Here is a 17,550-nt window from a genome sequence, read left to right as displayed (position 1 = left end):
ACGCGGATCTCACAACTTATTGGGCTGCTGGTTTAAAAATTAAACCAAATTAAATTATTTACTGTAAAAAGGGGGGCCACGAAGGGAATATAAACTCCCAGAAAAAGAAATTATTTTCTCGGCAGTTACCGAAAAATAAGGAATCAGTTTATAGTTAAAATAAAACTGATAATTAGGAAATGCTATTGTAATGTAGCTGCCAAACGAGAAATGACAAACTGTACAGGATTCTGCTTTGTAATGGTGGTGCGTTATTTGCGCTTTATGCCCTTGATTTTCATGATGGCAATAATGCTGCGCTACTTCCTCGTAATGATGTACTTGCGCATGAAAAGACTGCAACAGTATTGACAACAATACGGTTAACCCAAGTGAAAAGGCTATGACAATCTGTTTCTTTTTCATGCGGGACAAAGATAGCGAAACTATGATACAAAAATCAAGACTTTAAATTACTACCTATTTTTAAATGGATTTCGGCAATTATTTAAAAACAAACGATCTCTATTTTACCATCACCAATTCGTAACCAGATAAACACTATACAACAACATATTGTTTTTGTTATTTAAAAATAATGCAGCATTATCACTTACAATTAGATCAAAATGAGTGTTTTAATTATAATTGACAGATACTTCCAGGTCAGAACCTAAATTAGAATAGATTCCGCTAGCTTGATCAGAATTCACATGAATGGTGGCTCCGAAGTAAATTAAATCTGCTCCTTCATGATTTACTTTTGATGTTAAACAGGTTAGTTTGTCCACATTCATAATCTCAACACCGTTAAAGACTAAAAGCTCACTAATATTCAAGTCTACACTATAGGTAGAATTACTTGCATCTGAAACACTAAAAGAAGCTTCTGTAATGTTTACTGCTGTAGTTCCTGATTTACTATTATATGAACTTGTACTTGCGTTATTAGTACGTTTAGTTTGTGAAGAATTATTTTTAGGACTAATATTATTTACGGTGAGATCTGAAATTTTTTTGATCTCATAAGTTCTTAAGATGGATACCGAGGCAGTAGTGTTTGTGATCGCACGTGTTTGTGCGTACAAAATACTTGTAAAATTCATCAGAAGCAAGATTACTATTATACTTAGTTTTTTACTATACTCTGTTTGGCTATTTTTGCTATCTTTCTCCATGACTAAAATACAATTAAATCTGATTTTAAAGACAAAAAATCAAAGGATTAAAATGACTTATCAACTAGCAAATATTTCTTATGAAGAACTTGATTTATGTTGTTAAGCTGTATTAAATTTAGCAAAAACATCTATTAAACACAATTATAACCGACGTAAGACGTTTGTTTGCATATAACGTAGTCTTTTACCTAATTTTAATTGTTTTAAAGTGTTTGAAAATTACTTTTTGTCGTTTATCTGAAGCCAAAATCAATCATTAGAACTTGAATAAACCACTCTATGAACTTAAAGTCCATAGATTTGGTTGGCAGACTTAAAGTCTGCAAGGATGAATTACAAAAAAAAGAAAATTAGCCACTGATTAAATTGATTTCCACAGATTAAATCCTTCTAATCCAAATAATCTGTGGCAAAAAGTTTTTAGAAGCTAAAGCGAAATGCACTAAAGTACACCGTTTTAACTATAATTTGGGACCACTAAAAAAAAATGACTTCTTTATCTTTAGGCTTACTAAGTCAATTGTCTAGTTCACACGTTTTGTTTCTAACCCTCTGTAAACAGATAAAAACAGTAAGCAAAAAACCACCTAATTCTCTTGTTAGAGAACCAGATGGTTAATATCATTATAAGTCTTTAAATAAAAGATGCACTCGTAATTACACCAATTTGGCTGCAACTAGGTATTCTGCAATTTGAATTGTGTTTGTAGCAGCACCTTTTCTCAAGTTGTCTGCAACAATCCACATGTTTAATGTGTTTGCTTGGCTTTCGTCACGACGAATTCTACCTACAAAAACATCGTTTTTACCTTCAGCGTATCTTGGCATTGGGTAAGTGAATGTATCTAAGTTGTCTTGAACTGTGATTCCGTCAGTGTTGTGCAATAATGTTCTTACTTCGTTAACGTCAAAATCATTAGAGAACTCAACATTTACAGCCTCACTATGTCCACCTACAACAGGCACACGAACAGCAGTAGCAGTTAATTTGATAGTGTCATCACCTAATATTTTTTTGGTTTCGTTTACCAATTTCATCTCTTCTTTGGTATATCCGTTATCCTCAAAACTATCACATTGCGGGATGCAGTTGCGGTTGATTTTGTATTTGTACACCATATCACCTTCTATACCTGCACATTCGTTTTCGAATTGTTGCACTGCTTTTACACCTGTTCCTGTAATAGATTGGTAAGTAGAAACGATCACACGTTTTACATTGTATTTTTTGTGCAATGGAGCCAAAGCCAATACCATTTGAATGGTAGAACAGTTTGGATTTGCAATGATTTTATCGGTTGCAGTCAATTCAGAAGCATTGATTTCAGGAACTACTAATTTTTTAGTAGGATCCATTCTCCAAGCTGATGAGTTGTCAATTACAGTAGTTCCAGCTTCGGCAAACTTAGGCGCCCAAACTAATGAAGTTTCTCCACCTGCAGAAAACAAAGCGATGTCCGCTTTCATATCTACAGCAGTTTGTAAACCTACTACTTTGTATTTCGTTCCTTTGAACTCAATTTCTTTTCCAACTGACTTTTCTGAAGCAACAGGAATTAACTCAGTTACTGGAAAATTTCTTTCAGCTAATACTTTTAACATGATCTCGCCCACCATACCGGTAGCTCCTACTACTGCTATTCTCATCGTATATTTTTATTATTTATTTCTAATTTACTTTTTGAACTGCAAAAGTAAGTAATATCTAATTCAAAACAAGCGCGCTAACAAAAAATAACAAAATGTTACAAATATAACTTTTTACAACTGAAAAAATACTAAACAACTCATTTTAAAGAATATAATAAACAGAAACCACATTTAATATTAACCACAAAACAACTAACCGAATATCATTATAAAAGTAAAAAGCATTTTTTTAGTCCTTTTAAGCAACTAAGAGCTTTAAGACTTAATAAATGGCAACTCCTAAATGGTTCAAGTTTTCATAGCATAAAAAAACCGCCTCGATTAAGAAGCGGTTTTGGTAGAATATATAATGTAACGATATTATTTTTTCAACAAATCTCTAATTTGAATTAACAATTCCTCCTGGGTAGGACCTGCTGGTGGTGCTGGCGCTGCAGCTTCTTCTTTCTTCTTAGATGCTTCAGCCGCTCTTAAAATAACAAAAACAAAAAAGGCAATAATTACAAAATTAATAGTCGCCTGTACAAGGTTACCATAAGTAATCACAGCTGCTCCTGCTTCTTGGGCCGCTTCAAGGTTTTCATAAGTATTCCCATCAAGAGTAATGAATTTTGTTGTAAAATCAACTCCTCCAGTTATTAAACCAACAATAGGCATAATTACATCACTAACAGCGGAACCAATTATTTTACCAAATGCAGCACCAATTACTACTGCTGTTGCTAAACTCAACACATCACCTTTCATTAAAGATGCTTTAAAATCACTAAAAAATCCCATATCTATTATTTATTTAGTTAAACATAAAAACTAAAATACGAATAATGTTAATACAATTTAACATTTCAAGACTAAAAGCTATAATTACCGATAAAAGACACGTTTAACCCGTTGTGAGATACTTGTCAAAATTTCATATGGAATGGTATTCAAGGCGTGCGCCATTTCGATAACGGTAGGGCTTTCACCAAAAATAATTACATCATCCCCTTCTATACAATCCACGTCGGTCACCTCGACCATTAACATATCCATGCAAACGCTACCAAGGATTTTAGCTTTCCTATTTTTTATAGTAACATAACCAATTCCATTGCCCCATGCACGGGAAATTCCATCAGCATAACCAATAGGAATGGTGGCAACTTTGGTTTCTTTTTGGGCCATGAAGCGTCTGCCGTAGCCTACGCTATCTCCTGCTGGAATAGTACGGATTTGTGAAATCACTGATTTTAATGTTCCTACATTTTCAAGAAATTTCTGCTCTTCGGGATCGTTTGAAACTCCGTAAATCCCAATTCCCAATCGTACCATATTGAATTGCGCTTCCGGAAAATTACTAATCCCTGATGTATTCAAAATATGTCTGATAGGATTGATTTGCAGTTCGGTCATCATTTGAGAAGACAGTTCTTCAAAAAGCTGAATTTGTCCTTTGGCAAATTCATAGTGTACTTTATCATCACTTGTAGCCATGTGCGACAAAATACTTTTGACTTGTACCGCATCATTCTCTTTTAAAGTTTGAATTAATTCTAGAATATCGTTTCGTTCAAAACCTAATCGATGCATTCCTGTATCGAGTTTGATATGAATTGGGAAATGTTTTAGTTTCTTATGTTCCGCAATTTTCAAGAAATTATTTAAGCCTCTTAGATTATAAATCTCCGGTTCTAATTGGTGCTGAATAATGGAAGAAAAACTAGTGCTCTCAGGATTCAGTACCATAATCGGCAGACGGATTCCGTCATTTTTCAACGATATTCCTTCATCGGCGAAAGCCACACCTAAATAATCCACTTGATGATGTTCCAGTAAACTGGCAATTTCTAGTCCTCCATTGCCATAACCAAAGGCTTTGACCATGACCATTATTTTGATATTGGGTTTTAATTTGGCTTTATAAAAATTCAAATTATAACTCAAGGCATTCAGGTTGATTTCCAGAACCGTTTCGTGCTTTTTTTGTTCCAAAACGGCCACAATTTCTTCAAATTCAAAAGAACGAGCGCCTTTGACCAAAATTGTTTCATTGGAGAAATCCAAATTTTCAAAATCAGCTAAAAAATCAGATGTGTGTGCATAGGTGACACAATTTACAAATCGATTTTTAAATTCCGAAATCGTTTGTCCGATCCCTATTACGCGCTGGATATTATTAGCAACAACCAATTTTGCTACTCGGCCATACAGCTCTTCATCCGTAAGTCCGCTTTGAAAAATATCCGATAGGATGAGTGTTTTCTTTTGGAATTTATTCTGACTTTCTAAGAAATCTAAAGCGATCTTCAACGACTGAAAATCAGAACTGTAACTATCATCAATCAAATTACAATTATTGATACCGTTCTTGACTTCCAATCGCATTTCAACAGGATACAACAACTCCATTCTGGAATGAATCGTCACATTATCATACTTCATGTATAGTAAAACTAATAAACACGAAATTGCATTTTCAATTGAAGCCATGTCTTCAAATGGAATATCTATTTCATATAGACCACCCTTAAACTGATAGAAAATGGTTGTTTTTTTATTTGAAATTTTAGTTTCGGTCACAAAAACATCTACATTTTCATTGTCAAAACTCCAACTAAATGTTGTCCTCTTTGACGAAATCAAAGCATCTACTCTTTCGTCTTTTTTATAAATTAAAACATCAGAACTTTTAAAAAGCAATAATTTTTCGGCAATCTTTTGAGTAGTGTTTTCAAAACCCTCATCGTGCGAGGTTCCTATATTGGTCAAAACCCCAATTGTAGGTTTCACAATAGGCTCTAACTTTTCCATCTCAGAAATGGTCGAAATCCCTGCTTCAAAAATCCCTAAATTGTGTTTTTCATTGATTGCAATGACGGACAAAGGAACGCCTACTTGCGAATTAAAACTTTTTGGAGAACGGATAATATTAAAATCGGGACTCAACAGAAAATTAAGCCATTCTTTGACTATCGTTTTACCGTTACTGCCTGTAATTCCAATTACTGGAAAATCAAATAATCCTCGGTAATAGATGGCGAAAATTTGAAAAGCCACCAATGTATTTTCAACAACTATGAAATTGGCTTTGTCGTCTAATCCCTCCGGAATATAACTCACTACAAAGTTGTTTACGCCTTCACTGATTAATTCTTCTATATAAAGATGGGCATTATTATTAGGACCAATCAAAGCAAAAAACAACGTGTTCGAACCATTATGTGAAGATCGACTATCAATAGAAATATGATCTATAATCACCGAGGAGATATCTCCATAACAGGTAGCCGAAAAAACTGAAATAATATTTTTTAATAGAATGCTCATGGTCTTTTTATAATCTTTCTCAAAAATAGTACTTCTGAATCATTTCCTTATAATGCAAGTCTATTATTTTAAAAAACCTCCTATTCCATAGTAACTGAACATTTTAACTACTCCCGTCGAAACTGTTTTTTAACACCATTAAGAAATTAAGAATATTTAAGACTTAATAAACCTTGATTTCTTTAATAGTTAACTGTTCAAATAGTATAAATTGTCAACAGTGAAAGCACTGTTAACCGACCTATTATCAGCAACAATTTTATTATATTTGTTACACTAACTAAAACCACCACTTTGAAAAAGTTTCTCGTCTCCTTTTCTTATGTTTTTCACCCCTTATTCATTCCCTTATACGCGACATTTTTTTATGTATTTGCGAATCATTCGTACACTGTCACCAAAGAGAAAGCAATTATTTTTCTCCAAGTAATTGTAGTTACTATCATTCTACCGCTTATTGTTTTTTTCTTATTACGATCTATTGGTAAGATTAGTTCTGCTATGATTCCCAAATTAGGGGAGCGTAAAATGCCTTTAGTTATTCAATGTTTTTTGATTATCTTATTGGTCAAAAAAGGAATTACGATTGAACTCTATCCCGAGTTTCATTTTTTCTTTTTGGGAGGATTACTCAGTACGCTTATCGCTTTAGTCCTATTATTTGCAAAAATAAAAGCGAGTCTTCACATGATGGGAATTAGTGCTTTGACCCTTTTTGTATTTGGTTTGAATATGCATTTCGAAACCTATGGTACTATTTGGGTTCCCTTTTTGATCATTATGAATGCAGCTGTAGCAGCCTCACGACTTAAAATGAAAGCACACACTCGAAAAGAACTCACCATTGGCTTTTTACTAGGTAGTATTCCGCAAATGTTGTTACTCTATGTCTGGTTATAAGATATAGAAAATAACCCCCACATTAAAGGCTTTCATGTCAATTTGCTCACCATTAACTTTTGCCGATTTAAAAAGGGCATTCAGGCCGTAATAGGCATAGATATTAAAAGTATTGTAACCTGTAGCTAGATAAATTCCATACTGTAACTTATCAAAATCCTTGTTATTTGTGATCACCGTAGTCCCTTTTGCATCAGTAGAAACATAACGGTCATAAATTAAATAACTAAATTTTACACCACTATAAATACGCCAAAACTTATAGGATTCATAAGTTGATGTTCGCCAACGAAATTCTATTGGTACATCTACAAAAAGTTGCGAAAATCTATTTTTACTATAATCCTCTGATGAAGCAAAGAGTGCATAAGTAATAGTTTCACCAGTTTGTTCGATATCTAAATTTTGAATAAAATTGTTATATGTGAACCCAACTCCCGAAGCAAGTGCCAGAGTTCTTTTTTTATTCACTGGCATATCTCTTAAAAAACCTACCGAGAAACCAGTCGAGAACTTATTTTGGGATAAACCAGACGGTTTGTTATTTAAATTATTAAACGTAAAACCAAAATAAAATTGATCCTCACGATACAAAGAATCAATCACTATCATTGGTGATTGTGCCTCTTTGATTTCCTCTTGTGCGCACAAATTAAAAAACGATAACAAATAAATAGAATTAAGCAGTTGTCGCATTGTAGCCTTTGGTTTTAGAATAATTAAAAAGATAAACAAATATAAATATTTATACGCATCTTATCTAATGAATCACAATCAAACAGGCAGGGCAAACGCACCAATTATTTTTGGCTACAAATTACTGAGAATCTAAAAAATTAATTATACCAATTTTTTAGATTCTTGATGATTACTTCGTCTGTTCGCTTTCGCTCGGGGCTAAACAGGGCTGAAGACAGGAAACCTATTAAAAACAAAAAACCTCGAAATCCAATGACTTCAAGGTTTTTGATACTAATTATTTCAGACATTATACTTTATAAGCTTGATCGTAGTCGAGATCCATTATTAATCTGAACATGGTTTCGACTGCGCTCAACCTGACAATCCTACATAATACAATCTCAGTAAATCTAAAACACAAACCGCAATAAACTACAATTTATCTTCTAACTCAATATCGATAAAACGAAATCCTCCCAATGGAATATCAATTTCAACCGTAGAATTTGCAGTTCCTTTAAACTCTTCGTTATTCAAAATATCTTTTATTTTCTTCACTTTGATGTTATTTATTTTCACAATTGCTTTGGCATTATTTGGATTGATATATCCGTTTTCAACCAATGTTAAACGCAATTGCTTTGGACCAACTTGTGCTACAACCCAACCTACATTTCCAGAAACCGTAATCGGAATCAAGGCAGCACTTTTTTTAATATCGTCTTCAATCACTTTGTAATATTCATTTGGCGCATAAGTCGTTTTTCCGTCAGCAGAAAAATAGTTTTTACCATCCGAATAATATTCTTTCATGATGTTTTTGTACCAAGGATGAATATTATCAACCAATGGTTTTCTAAAAGCGGTTTTATCTGCAAAAACACCAAATTGTGGTGGCGTAATCAAAACCATCCCGTTACTATATTTCGGAATAAAATTCAGTCTTCTTTCGGTTGCACCGGCAGCGTATCTAGAAAAATCCCATTCGGTTAACGGCGCTCCTGGCCATGTACCGTTTAATCTACTGAAAGCAAAAGGTTCACTGTCTTTTTTATCTTTATCAAAAAACGTCAACCATTTTACGTTACTGGCATCGTTTAGATAGTCTTCATCGGGATTAGCAATGCTTAAATGCACCGGTGAAAAGCTCAAAATATCAGCACGTTGTGGCACATATATAGCACCTTGAGCCACTAAGTCCCAAAGCATGCTCATGTATTCCTGATCTACAGGAAAATTATCAATAAACTGCGCCCCACTAGAAATAGAATACACCATTGTTCGTAGAAAATGATTGGGTAACGTTTGGTTCGAATGCTGACGCAAACGGTCAAAACTAGTATTGTCTCTAGCGCAACGTGCTCCAAAACTATCTACAGAACCAGCTGCCCAAAGTCCTAATCTAGCAGTAAAACTCAGTTCCATAGATTTATCGGTGGTTTCTTCCATGGCAGGTACAAATACACTGGCGTACTTTCCAGAAACCAATGGTTTCCATTTGTCCATATACACGCTCGACTGCCAAAACAAATGCTTGTTACGCAAGTACAAACTACCATTTTTGGTTTTTGCATACTCTGCCAAGGGCAACATTAAATCGTTCATCACAAAATTAAAAGCCTCCGAATGGTCTTCTACCTCAGGATAGATGATTACTGTTTTGTTTCCGTTTGCCAAATCCAATCCTTTTTTGGTTGTTTCTACTTGGTACATATAGGGATCGTTACCATGACCTCCCCAATAGGAAATTCCTTTTCCGTTGGATTCTTTGTGTTTTTTAGCCAGTATTTCCAGCACTTGATCTTGTGTTAATACGTATTTCATTCTACCATCGCGTTTGTTTTTGTACACTTCGCTGGGCATAGCAGAACGGTCCCAATTTTCCTTATCAAAACTACCTCCGTTTAAGAAAACAGGATTTTTATATTTAGCCTCAATACGGTCTATTGCTATAGCAGCACCGTCTTTTTTTCTGTTTTCGGACATCAAATAAACCGTAGCCGATTCTTTTTGATAAGAAGGTTTTTCAAACTTCTTTAAATTGTCTTTTATGATTTTTGTATTTACAAGAATGTCTTGTATTTTTCCTGGAGGCATTAGATTTTCAAAATCCTTTCTCCATTTTTTATTATCAAAATCAATAATATGAATGGCACTACCCCCACTTTGAGCACTGGCTAAAATAAGTTTATTCGAATTTGGATCCTTACACATGTCATTGAAAGAAAATCGGGTTGGAACCACTTCTCCATCCGCATCTTTTTCACCGACATTGTTAATTATGATGTCACTTCCAAAAAGCGACACATAAGCCCGTTTCCCATTATTATTGAATACTTCTGTTTGAATAACCCGATACATCCCTCTACTGAGTGACGCTTTATTTTTTACATTTTTAAAATCAACCTGTGTCAATTTCTTAGGATTTGCAATGTCAATTTTTATGTAAGTCATCCCTTTAGCTTGCGCGCCGGTGCGTCCCATTAACACTTCGCTATTTCCGTCTAAATCTGCATCGGCAATTTTTAAATCACCATAAGGACCATTCTTTTTTATGACTATTGTTTCATAAGGTAATTTGTCTAATGGGTTGAAAAAATAAACCGTACCATTACCACTCATACTGTTTTGAACTCCATGAACTACCACTATTTCTTTGCCGTTGGCTAATTTAGCAGGTCTCAAAAAATTAGCAATGTGCAATCCGCTTGGTGGCAATTCTTTGGCAGCTTTACTAGAAGCTTTTTCTACCGAGTACGTTTTGGACGCTATTTCGCTTACCAACACTCCTTTTGGAGATACATAATAAAAACTGTTATCATAACCGCCACAAACTACATACGCCTTACCTTCTTTATTAACCACACAAACCGAGTACATAGGCGCCTCATTTTGTTGGAACTTCCACAGTAATTTTCCTTTACTATTCAAACAATAAACAGCACCATCTGCATTTGCTGCAAAAATTTCGTCAACGCCATCATTATCGATATCGCCAGTCCATAAATCATGGTTCATAAAACCAGACAATTTATTCTCCCATCGTATTGCACCATCGTAACCTACGGCCAAAACGATACCTTCATAACTTGTACAAGCTACATAAGTACCCTTTTTATCAATGGCAGTACGTACTTTGGTAATGGTGTATTTAGTATCAATACTAATCACGCCATCGTCCTTACTAGTATTTGCATATCCAAATAGGGAACTGCTTAGTATTACTACAGATAAATAAATTTTCATTACTACTGAATTGCTACTCTTCATTGGTTGTTTGATTTAAAAGTGGGTTGTTATAGTTTAAAGCTACCTAGCAGTTGTTTTTACACGCCTTTTCTAGTTGTTGTACCAAAATACGCCTTTTATAATTGAAGTCTTGTGTGAATGGGTAAATGAAATGTCTGTCTTAGTAAATTTTTGATTTTTCTAGAAAACTAGATTATTCCAGTTAGTATATATAAGTGCTACTGCGAGTTCGAGCGAAGGCGTTTAATTAATCCTATTTTGTTGTCAATTCGAGTGATTTTAATTGATAATGCGATAGCATTATTATTTAAAATTGTATCGAGAAGCACACTTTAAGCTAGAGTTCTCGATACTGGCTTGCAATTTTCTATCGCAAATTGTAAGCCAACTCGAACTGACGAATCCTAACTTAATGTCATTGAGTTCGAGAGAAGTCGTTTAGTAAAAGATTGTGCATCAAAATAGCACGCAGATTTCGCAGATTTTAGCAGATAATAAAAGAAAAAATCTGCCGAATCTACGTCAAATTAAAAAAGAGAATCTCTTAACTTAATGACATTGCTATATAATTGGTATTAGAATTGGAGGTTTTCCAATTGTACGAAGGCACTTAATACTATCCCACAGGAGTAGTAAAACAAAAAATGCTCCCCATCAAGGAAGCATTTTTGACTTTACACTTAACTATACCTGTGAATAGGGCATAAAAAAAACCGCCAAACTTACTACAAAGTTTGACGGTTTTTGAAATATTATTTCTTACTGTAATTATTTAATTACCAATTTAGTAACTGATGTTTTACCTACTGAAACTAATTCTAAAAGATACACTCCTGAACTTAATCCAGAAACATTCAATTGATAATTGCTAGCAGTTGCTTTAGCAGTTAAAACTTTTGTTCCTACTGTACTATATACTGTAATATCACCACCGTTTACTGAATTTACATTTACAACATCATCAGCTGGGTTAGGATAAACACTAACACCTTCTAAAGTGTTTTTTGCGGTACCTAAAGTAGTAGAAAAAGTAGCAGACATGGTGTCGAAATAAAAGTTGTTTCCAGCTACTGCGTTATAAGCTGAATTATCAGGAATAGCAGCTGGATCATTCCAGTTAACCCCAAGAAAGAAGGTAATTCCTTCAACATTAGCATCTAATAAAGGCAAAGAAAAGGTTAACTCTTCCCAACCACCAGTGAAATTAGTGGTTAATTGTGTAACTTGCGGCTGATTCGCAGTAACAGCATCTGACGCATCTACAGTTTTCAACTTAACATTAATCTGAGCAGCAGTAGTTCTGTTCGTTTTAACCCAAACTTTAACAATAGCTGTTTTGCCAGTTAAAAATCCAGGAGCATAAGTTTTTTTATAATTACTAAAATTCCAAAAATTTGATGTTTGAGCTGCTGTAAATGTAACTTTCATACTTTGCAACCCAGCTTGTGCTCCAACAGACGATATTGAACGTGTTGCTCCATTTCCTGAGTACTGCGTTATACCTGTAGGGTCTTCAAAATTTGGATTTTGAATAAACTCTGAATATTGAGTTGCAGGAATAGCAGCTAAAAACTCTATAGAATCCACATATATAATACCCTCAACGGCTGGGGCAGTGGGAAAATTACCTCTGAAAAGTAATTTTACTTCTTCAGTTGTGGAATTAGCTGTTTGCGCAGCCGTCCAAGCAGTGGTAGTCCTTAAATCAAAATAATAGGTTTGAAACTCTGTATCTTCAGCAGATATATTGAAATTTGCAGTATTATCAGTAGCAGCAGAAGTTTGTGCTTTGACTCTTATTGAATTAGATTTACTGGTGTTTTTGATAACCAATTTTAAAAAATTCATAGTTTTAGCATTTATTGTTGCAGTCGCAGGAGCTAATGCTATTGTCGAATTATTAGTTGTTCTAACACACGCTAATGTACCTCTACCTCCTTCAATAACTAAATCCGCAGATGCCATCTGAAATTCTTTATCCCATCCCCCTTTGCTACTCTCAAAGTCAAATAATTGAGCTGATGCACTTGTCATGGCAAAAAATGCAACGACCATAATCATTTTTTTAAGTAATTGTGTTTTCATAATAATTTAATTTAAGTTAATATTTAATAATTTATTGTAATCCAAAAGTATATAATCACCTATACTTCGGTGTCTTTATGAGTAAATAATAGGTCTCTATGAATAATATATTGAGCTACAAATTATTTTTAATATAAAAATACAATTAAATCACGCTCATGACCAAAGCAATCTTACCAATGCATGGTCTTATTTTACCCCATCGTGTTTTATTTTTAATTTATTGGGATAAATACCTGTATATTATTATTTGCATTTGTGTAAAAAGAGAGTTTCATACCGCTATTACTTAATAGATTTGTTTTCTTTGCATTTTCACTTGACACACGATTGTATTTATTTTAAAACTGCTTTGCAAAATGGGTTCTGCTTTTAAAACCTGTCATCACCTATACCTCATTGATGGCCATTTTCTTTTTACTCAAGATTTCAATAGCTCTATTCAATCTATAATTCATTTCAATAGCACAAAAGAGGTTTAATCTGCTAACTCTTTTACTTTTTGGCAAAAACAGACACTATAAAGCTACAAAATTTTAGACAATTAATCTAACTAAAATACTGATTACCAAACATACTCTATTAAGATGTACGTTTTTCAAATACAAATGTATTTTTATTCTATTAACTCTTTTGACTAAAAAACTAAAGTATCCTACTGTTTTCTTCAACAAACGAATCAATCCTTGCCACTTCTTCCTAATATTTTTTTTGCAATACTGTTTAGTGGAGTAAAAATTTGTTCTCTAAAACAAAAAATGCTTCCCTTTCAGGAAGCATTCATTTTACTAGTAGTCAAGGTGAGGTTACCTCTGGCATTTCCAGATCAAGGCGTTCCAAAAATAAATGATTACTTTGTATATCCTAACCTAAGCCATTTTTGTTTTACCACTTAGACCAACAAAAAAGTTGGGCACGCACTAAAACAAAAAATGCTTCCCCTTCGGGAAGCACTCATTTTATGCAGAGAGGAAGGGATTACCTCTGGTTTTCCCTGAAAGGGGCGTCTCACATTCCCATGAGCGCTTGGCATTTCATGCCTAAGCCTTTTTTGGATCAAGACAAAAAGTTGTGGGGAAATATTTAAATAAGGATATTTGTATTTTAAAATCTTTTCCCAATGCAAGATTCTTTTAATGAGATCCTAAAATTATTACTACCTGAGATAATAATAAACTATTTTGAACTTACTTCTTATAAAAAGGAAAATGAAGCACTCCATCTTTATCTAAAAGAGATTAATTCACTACCAAAAGAATATCGTCAAAACAAATTAAGTTCAAAAGGATTCTTCGATGAAATAACAGTCCAGGATTTCCCTATCCGCGGTCATAAAGTATATCTTCATATCACTCGTAGAAGATGGCTTAATGAAGACACTGGTAAAGTTGTTTTTAGAGATTGGAATTTAGTAGCAGACGGAACTCGTGTAACACAGGAGTTTGCGTCTTTTTTAAAAGAGATCAATAGATTCTAGTCCAAATGATTGTAATACTATTGCTTCTTTCTATGGAGTTTCTGGTAGAAACCTCCAATGTCAATACAAAGACTTTTTAAGTGATTTTAAAGCTTGGGATCAAATAAAACATGCTAAAAAATGGCTTGTTTTTCCGCAAAACATTGGAAAGAACCTGTCAATAGATGAAACCTCCCTTTCAAATGGCGAACTCTATACTATTTTAACTAACAAATCTGGAAAAGGGAGAAAGGGAACTATTGTAGCTATGATTGCAGGAACTAAAGCCGATACAGTTATTGCAGTTATAGAAAAAATCGCTCTTAAACAACGAAATCTAGTTCAGGAAATAACTTTAGACATGGCGGGAAATATGAATTTGATTGCCAAAAAATGCTTTCCTAATGCAACTCGTGTCACAGATCGATTTCATGTTCAAAAACTAGCTACAGAGGCTTTACAGGAAATCAGGATTAAATATCGTTGGGAAGCTATCGATCAAGAAAATAATGCTATTGAAAAAGCAAAAAAAAGCAAATCTAATTTCGAATCTCAAATACTTTCAAATGGAGATACACTTAAGCAATTACTCGCTAGAAGTCGTTATTTCTTATACAAAAACAAATCAAGATGGACGCATAACCAAACGCAACGTGCCACTTTATTGTTTGAATTATATCCAGACATTTTAAAAGCATACGATTTAGCACAAGATTTGCGTACTATCTTTGAAAAAACAACTGACAAAATCATTGGGTTTGCAAAACTAGCCAAATGGCATGAAAAAGTAGATCAATCCGGATTCAAATCTTTCGGCACAATCTCTCGTACAATTACAAATCATTATCAGACCATATTAAATTATTTTGACAATAGAAGTACTAATGCCTCTGCAGAATCATTCAATGCCAAAATAAAAGCATTCAGATCAAAATTCAGAGGAGTTAGAAATATAGAATACTTCCTGTTTAGACTAACTAATATATATGCTTAATTTGTTCCACTCCACAGGTTTTCGTTATGATCCCCTTTTTTGTTGTACCGCTTAGACCAACAAAAAAGTTGGTCACGCCCTAAAACAAAAAATGCTTCCCTTTCAGGAAGCATTCATTTTCTTGCAGAGAGGAAGGGATTCGAACCCTCGATACAGTTGCCCATATACTAGCTTTCCAGGCTAGCTCTTTCAACCACTCAGACACCTCTCTAATTAAGGTTTGCAAATAACTCAAAAAAAAATGACTTAGAGAAGTAAAAAATAGAATAATATTCTCCCATCCCCTTAATAAAACCTAATCCATTCTTTTTCAAAACAAAAGGTTATAGTATCACACCGCAATACTATAACCTTTTTTTAAAATTATTGGTTTTAAACTTAATTTCTATAATTGAGTTTTATCCATTTCAAATCATCCCAAAAAATACTTTGTCCAACCACGGCACCAGGATTAATATCCGGCTCCATTGCAATTCTAAACTTAGTTCCTGAAATAATAGCATCAGTAGTAATTTCTTTGGTCATTAGCACCCACTCGCCTGTAGGCAAAGAAGACACATCCCAATTATCAAGCTGAAATGAAGGCCCATCTAATATGGTATTAAATTGTTTAATAGTATTTCCAGCCTCTAGATAAACTCTAAAAGAAACAATATAGGTACCTGCAGGAATTCCGTCGGGTTTAGAGAAATTTGTTCCTTGTAATTTCAAAGATTCCACTCCACCTACCGGTACGGTATATTGCATACTCGCTGTTCCTTCATAAGCTCTTGATGTAGTACGCTGATAAGTAGGGTCACCAGCCGTTCCATTTTTATTACCCACAAACCAACCCGCTACAAAGGCTGCTTTATAATTACCACTTACTTTTTCGAATCCAGCAAAACTAGACTCGAGAGCATTATTCCCTGACCCTAACATTACTGCAACAGGACCAAAGCTTTTTAAAACTCGATCGTCAACTGACACAATGCTACCCGCATTATAAGACAAGGTAACAATATCCGTATTATACAATTCCTCCTTAAGAGTAACAGTAATAATTGATGGATCAACAACACTTATCGCAACCCCAGCCACAGCAACATTTTCATCAAACGCAACAGGCGAAACATCATTGGTTACATGCACCACAAAATTGGCAGCAATATTATCAACTGATTCTACCTCACCAGTAACACTAAACGAAATAACCTTATTACTGATGGTCACTTTACCATCTTGAACAAAATCTTTTGTTGAAGGGATCACTTTTATCTTTAGAGGAATTAACTTAGATACGGTTGCTTCTGGCACACCATCTCCATTTCTTTTAATCTCCATTGAAGCAGTATAATCTCCTGGTTTATTGTATTTTATATTAGAGGTCTCATTACTACTTTGTTCTGGCTTGCCACCCACTGTAAACCAAGTTCTAGTGTTAGGGTTCCCCGTAGTGGATAGATCCACAAAAACAAGTTCTTCCCCCGCTTCTATTGTCACAGTTTTCCATGTCGCCATTCCTTCTACCACAGGAAGCTGAGCCTCAGTAAGAGACAATACCTCAACCAAAGGAGGGTTAATAGGGTCTACACTATAATCATACTTATATACTTTGCAAGCAGGACTAATATTTGGAAATACTTTGACCGTAAATATCTTTTTAACTACCCAGTTTTCACCCTCTTTGACAGCACCTTCTACTTCGTACTTAAAGACATTTTTCAACAACACTTCATAATCACCTGGCTCTGTAAATAATACATTTACAGCGTTATCTGAGCTGCTTTTTTCGTTTCCTGCAACTATAAATTTAGAAAAATCGGTCATTAAAGAGGTGAATTTTCCACTCAAAAACTTACCTGACTCAGGGATAACCCATTCATGACTAATTGCATTTTGAGAGGCATCCAAAAAAGTAATAAATTTACCTTCACTCAACACATAATCGGAATCTTTAAAACTCTGACTGGTGTACCAACCAAAACTGGAGTAATCATCGTATGGTGCTTCATATTCATTCGCACAACTTAATGTAAAAAGAAAGACTACCGTTAATAATACTATATTTTTTATGTTTTTCATCT

Annotated in this window: 12 protein-coding genes and 1 tRNA gene; 3 read left to right on the top strand and 10 right to left on the bottom strand. The window is 34.2% G+C overall.

Annotation, left to right across the window (positions count from 1 at the left end; translation table 11 throughout):
• Positions 1-54: 54 nt before the first annotated feature.
• From ABZP37_RS05450 to ABZP37_RS05430, 5 genes are all read right to left on the bottom strand, one after another.
• A complete protein-coding gene (locus tag ABZP37_RS05450; RefSeq protein ID WP_366186290.1) occupies positions 55-405 on the bottom strand; it encodes a hypothetical protein in 351 nt (116 codons plus the stop codon).
• 212 nt (positions 406-617) lie between these two features.
• Entirely contained in the window at positions 618-1,085 is a 468-nt protein-coding gene (locus tag ABZP37_RS05445) for a DUF4402 domain-containing protein (RefSeq protein WP_366186288.1), read from the bottom strand.
• Between the two features lie 732 nt (positions 1,086-1,817).
• The gene (locus ABZP37_RS05440) at positions 1,818-2,807 is read right to left on the bottom strand and encodes an aspartate-semialdehyde dehydrogenase (protein ID WP_366186287.1); all 990 of its coding nucleotides are present in this window, start codon (positions 2,805-2,807) and stop codon (positions 1,818-1,820) included.
• Positions 2,808-3,170: 363 nt separating this feature from the next.
• Positions 3,171-3,590, bottom strand: a complete 420-nt coding sequence (gene mscL / locus ABZP37_RS05435) for a large conductance mechanosensitive channel protein MscL (RefSeq protein ID WP_366186285.1) — start codon at positions 3,588-3,590, stop codon at positions 3,171-3,173.
• 84 nt (positions 3,591-3,674) lie between these two features.
• The gene (locus tag ABZP37_RS05430) at positions 3,675-6,119 is read right to left on the bottom strand and encodes a bifunctional UDP-N-acetylmuramoyl-tripeptide:D-alanyl-D-alanine ligase/alanine racemase (protein WP_366186283.1); all 2,445 of its coding nucleotides are present in this window, start codon (positions 6,117-6,119) and stop codon (positions 3,675-3,677) included.
• Positions 6,120-6,413: 294 nt separating this feature from the next.
• Here ABZP37_RS05430 and ABZP37_RS05425 point away from each other — a divergent pair, with 294 nt between their 5' ends.
• On the top strand, positions 6,414-7,019 hold the full coding sequence (locus ABZP37_RS05425; RefSeq protein WP_366186281.1) for a hypothetical protein: 606 nt from the start codon (positions 6,414-6,416) through the stop codon (positions 7,017-7,019).
• Here ABZP37_RS05425 and ABZP37_RS05420 read toward each other — a convergent pair.
• The 3 genes from ABZP37_RS05420 to ABZP37_RS05410 form a co-directional block, all read right to left on the bottom strand.
• Positions 7,014-7,715, bottom strand: coding sequence for a porin family protein (locus ABZP37_RS05420; protein ID WP_366186279.1), 702 nt, complete (start codon positions 7,713-7,715; stop codon positions 7,014-7,016). The two genes, ABZP37_RS05425 and ABZP37_RS05420, sit on opposite strands and share 6 nt — an antisense overlap.
• Before the next feature lie 417 nt (positions 7,716-8,132).
• Positions 8,133-10,970, bottom strand: a complete 2,838-nt coding sequence (locus ABZP37_RS05415; protein WP_366186277.1) for a hypothetical protein — start codon at positions 10,968-10,970, stop codon at positions 8,133-8,135.
• A 747-nt stretch (positions 10,971-11,717) separates the two neighbouring features.
• Complete coding sequence (locus ABZP37_RS05410) at positions 11,718-13,034, bottom strand: T9SS type A sorting domain-containing protein (RefSeq protein ID WP_366186275.1); 1,317 nt, start codon at positions 13,032-13,034, stop codon at positions 11,718-11,720.
• A gap of 1,120 nt (positions 13,035-14,154) precedes the next feature.
• Between ABZP37_RS05410 and ABZP37_RS05405 the strand changes: the two genes are divergently transcribed.
• Positions 14,155-14,511, top strand: coding sequence for a transposase (locus tag ABZP37_RS05405; protein ID WP_366182372.1), 357 nt, complete (start codon positions 14,155-14,157; stop codon positions 14,509-14,511).
• A gap of 19 nt (positions 14,512-14,530) precedes the next feature.
• Positions 14,531-15,484: a transposase gene (locus ABZP37_RS05400; RefSeq protein WP_366187450.1), complete on the top strand. Its 954-nt coding sequence runs from the start codon at positions 14,531-14,533 to the stop codon at positions 15,482-15,484.
• A 124-nt stretch (positions 15,485-15,608) separates the two neighbouring features.
• On the opposite strand, the gene ABZP37_RS05395 is transcribed toward ABZP37_RS05400, so the two are convergent.
• Together ABZP37_RS05395 and ABZP37_RS05390 are read right to left on the bottom strand one after the other, a co-directional pair.
• Positions 15,609-15,695 (bottom strand) — tRNA-Ser (locus tag ABZP37_RS05395).
• Between the two features lie 167 nt (positions 15,696-15,862).
• Positions 15,863-17,548 (bottom strand): hypothetical protein, encoded by a 1,686-nt coding sequence (locus ABZP37_RS05390; protein ID WP_366186273.1) that lies wholly within the window; start codon positions 17,546-17,548, stop codon positions 15,863-15,865.
• Between the last annotated feature and the right edge of the window lie 2 nt (positions 17,549-17,550).

Origin of the sequence: Flavobacterium ovatum, from assembly GCF_040703125.1 — a bacterium.
Classification (GTDB): Bacteria; Bacteroidota; Bacteroidia; order Flavobacteriales; family Flavobacteriaceae; genus Flavobacterium; species Flavobacterium ovatum.
Note: the sequence above shows the minus strand (reverse complement) of the source record. Positions and strands in the feature narration are given on the sequence as shown.

Excerpts from the sequence above, each read along its gene's own strand:
- ABZP37_RS05445 (WP_366186288.1), bottom strand. The coding sequence starts at position 1,085 with ATGAATTTTACAAGTATTTTGTACGCACAAACACGTGCGATCACAAAC.
- ABZP37_RS05410 (WP_366186275.1), bottom strand. The coding sequence starts at position 13,034 with ATGAAAACACAATTACTTAAAAAAATGATTATGGTCGTTGCATTTTTT.
- ABZP37_RS05405 (WP_366182372.1), top strand. The coding sequence starts at position 14,155 with ATGCAAGATTCTTTTAATGAGATCCTAAAATTATTACTACCTGAGATA.
- ABZP37_RS05450 (WP_366186290.1), bottom strand. The coding sequence starts at position 405 with ATGAAAAAGAAACAGATTGTCATAGCCTTTTCACTTGGGTTAACCGTA.
- ABZP37_RS05430 (WP_366186283.1), bottom strand. The coding sequence starts at position 6,119 with ATGAGCATTCTATTAAAAAATATTATTTCAGTTTTTTCGGCTACCTGT.
- ABZP37_RS05390 (WP_366186273.1), bottom strand. The coding sequence starts at position 17,548 with ATGAAAAACATAAAAAATATAGTATTATTAACGGTAGTCTTTCTTTTT.
- ABZP37_RS05440 (WP_366186287.1), bottom strand. The coding sequence starts at position 2,807 with ATGAGAATAGCAGTAGTAGGAGCTACCGGTATGGTGGGCGAGATCATG.
- ABZP37_RS05415 (WP_366186277.1), bottom strand. The coding sequence starts at position 10,970 with ATGAAGAGTAGCAATTCAGTAGTAATGAAAATTTATTTATCTGTAGTA.
- mscL (WP_366186285.1), bottom strand. The coding sequence starts at position 3,590 with ATGGGATTTTTTAGTGATTTTAAAGCATCTTTAATGAAAGGTGATGTG.
- ABZP37_RS05420 (WP_366186279.1), bottom strand. The coding sequence starts at position 7,715 with ATGCGACAACTGCTTAATTCTATTTATTTGTTATCGTTTTTTAATTTG.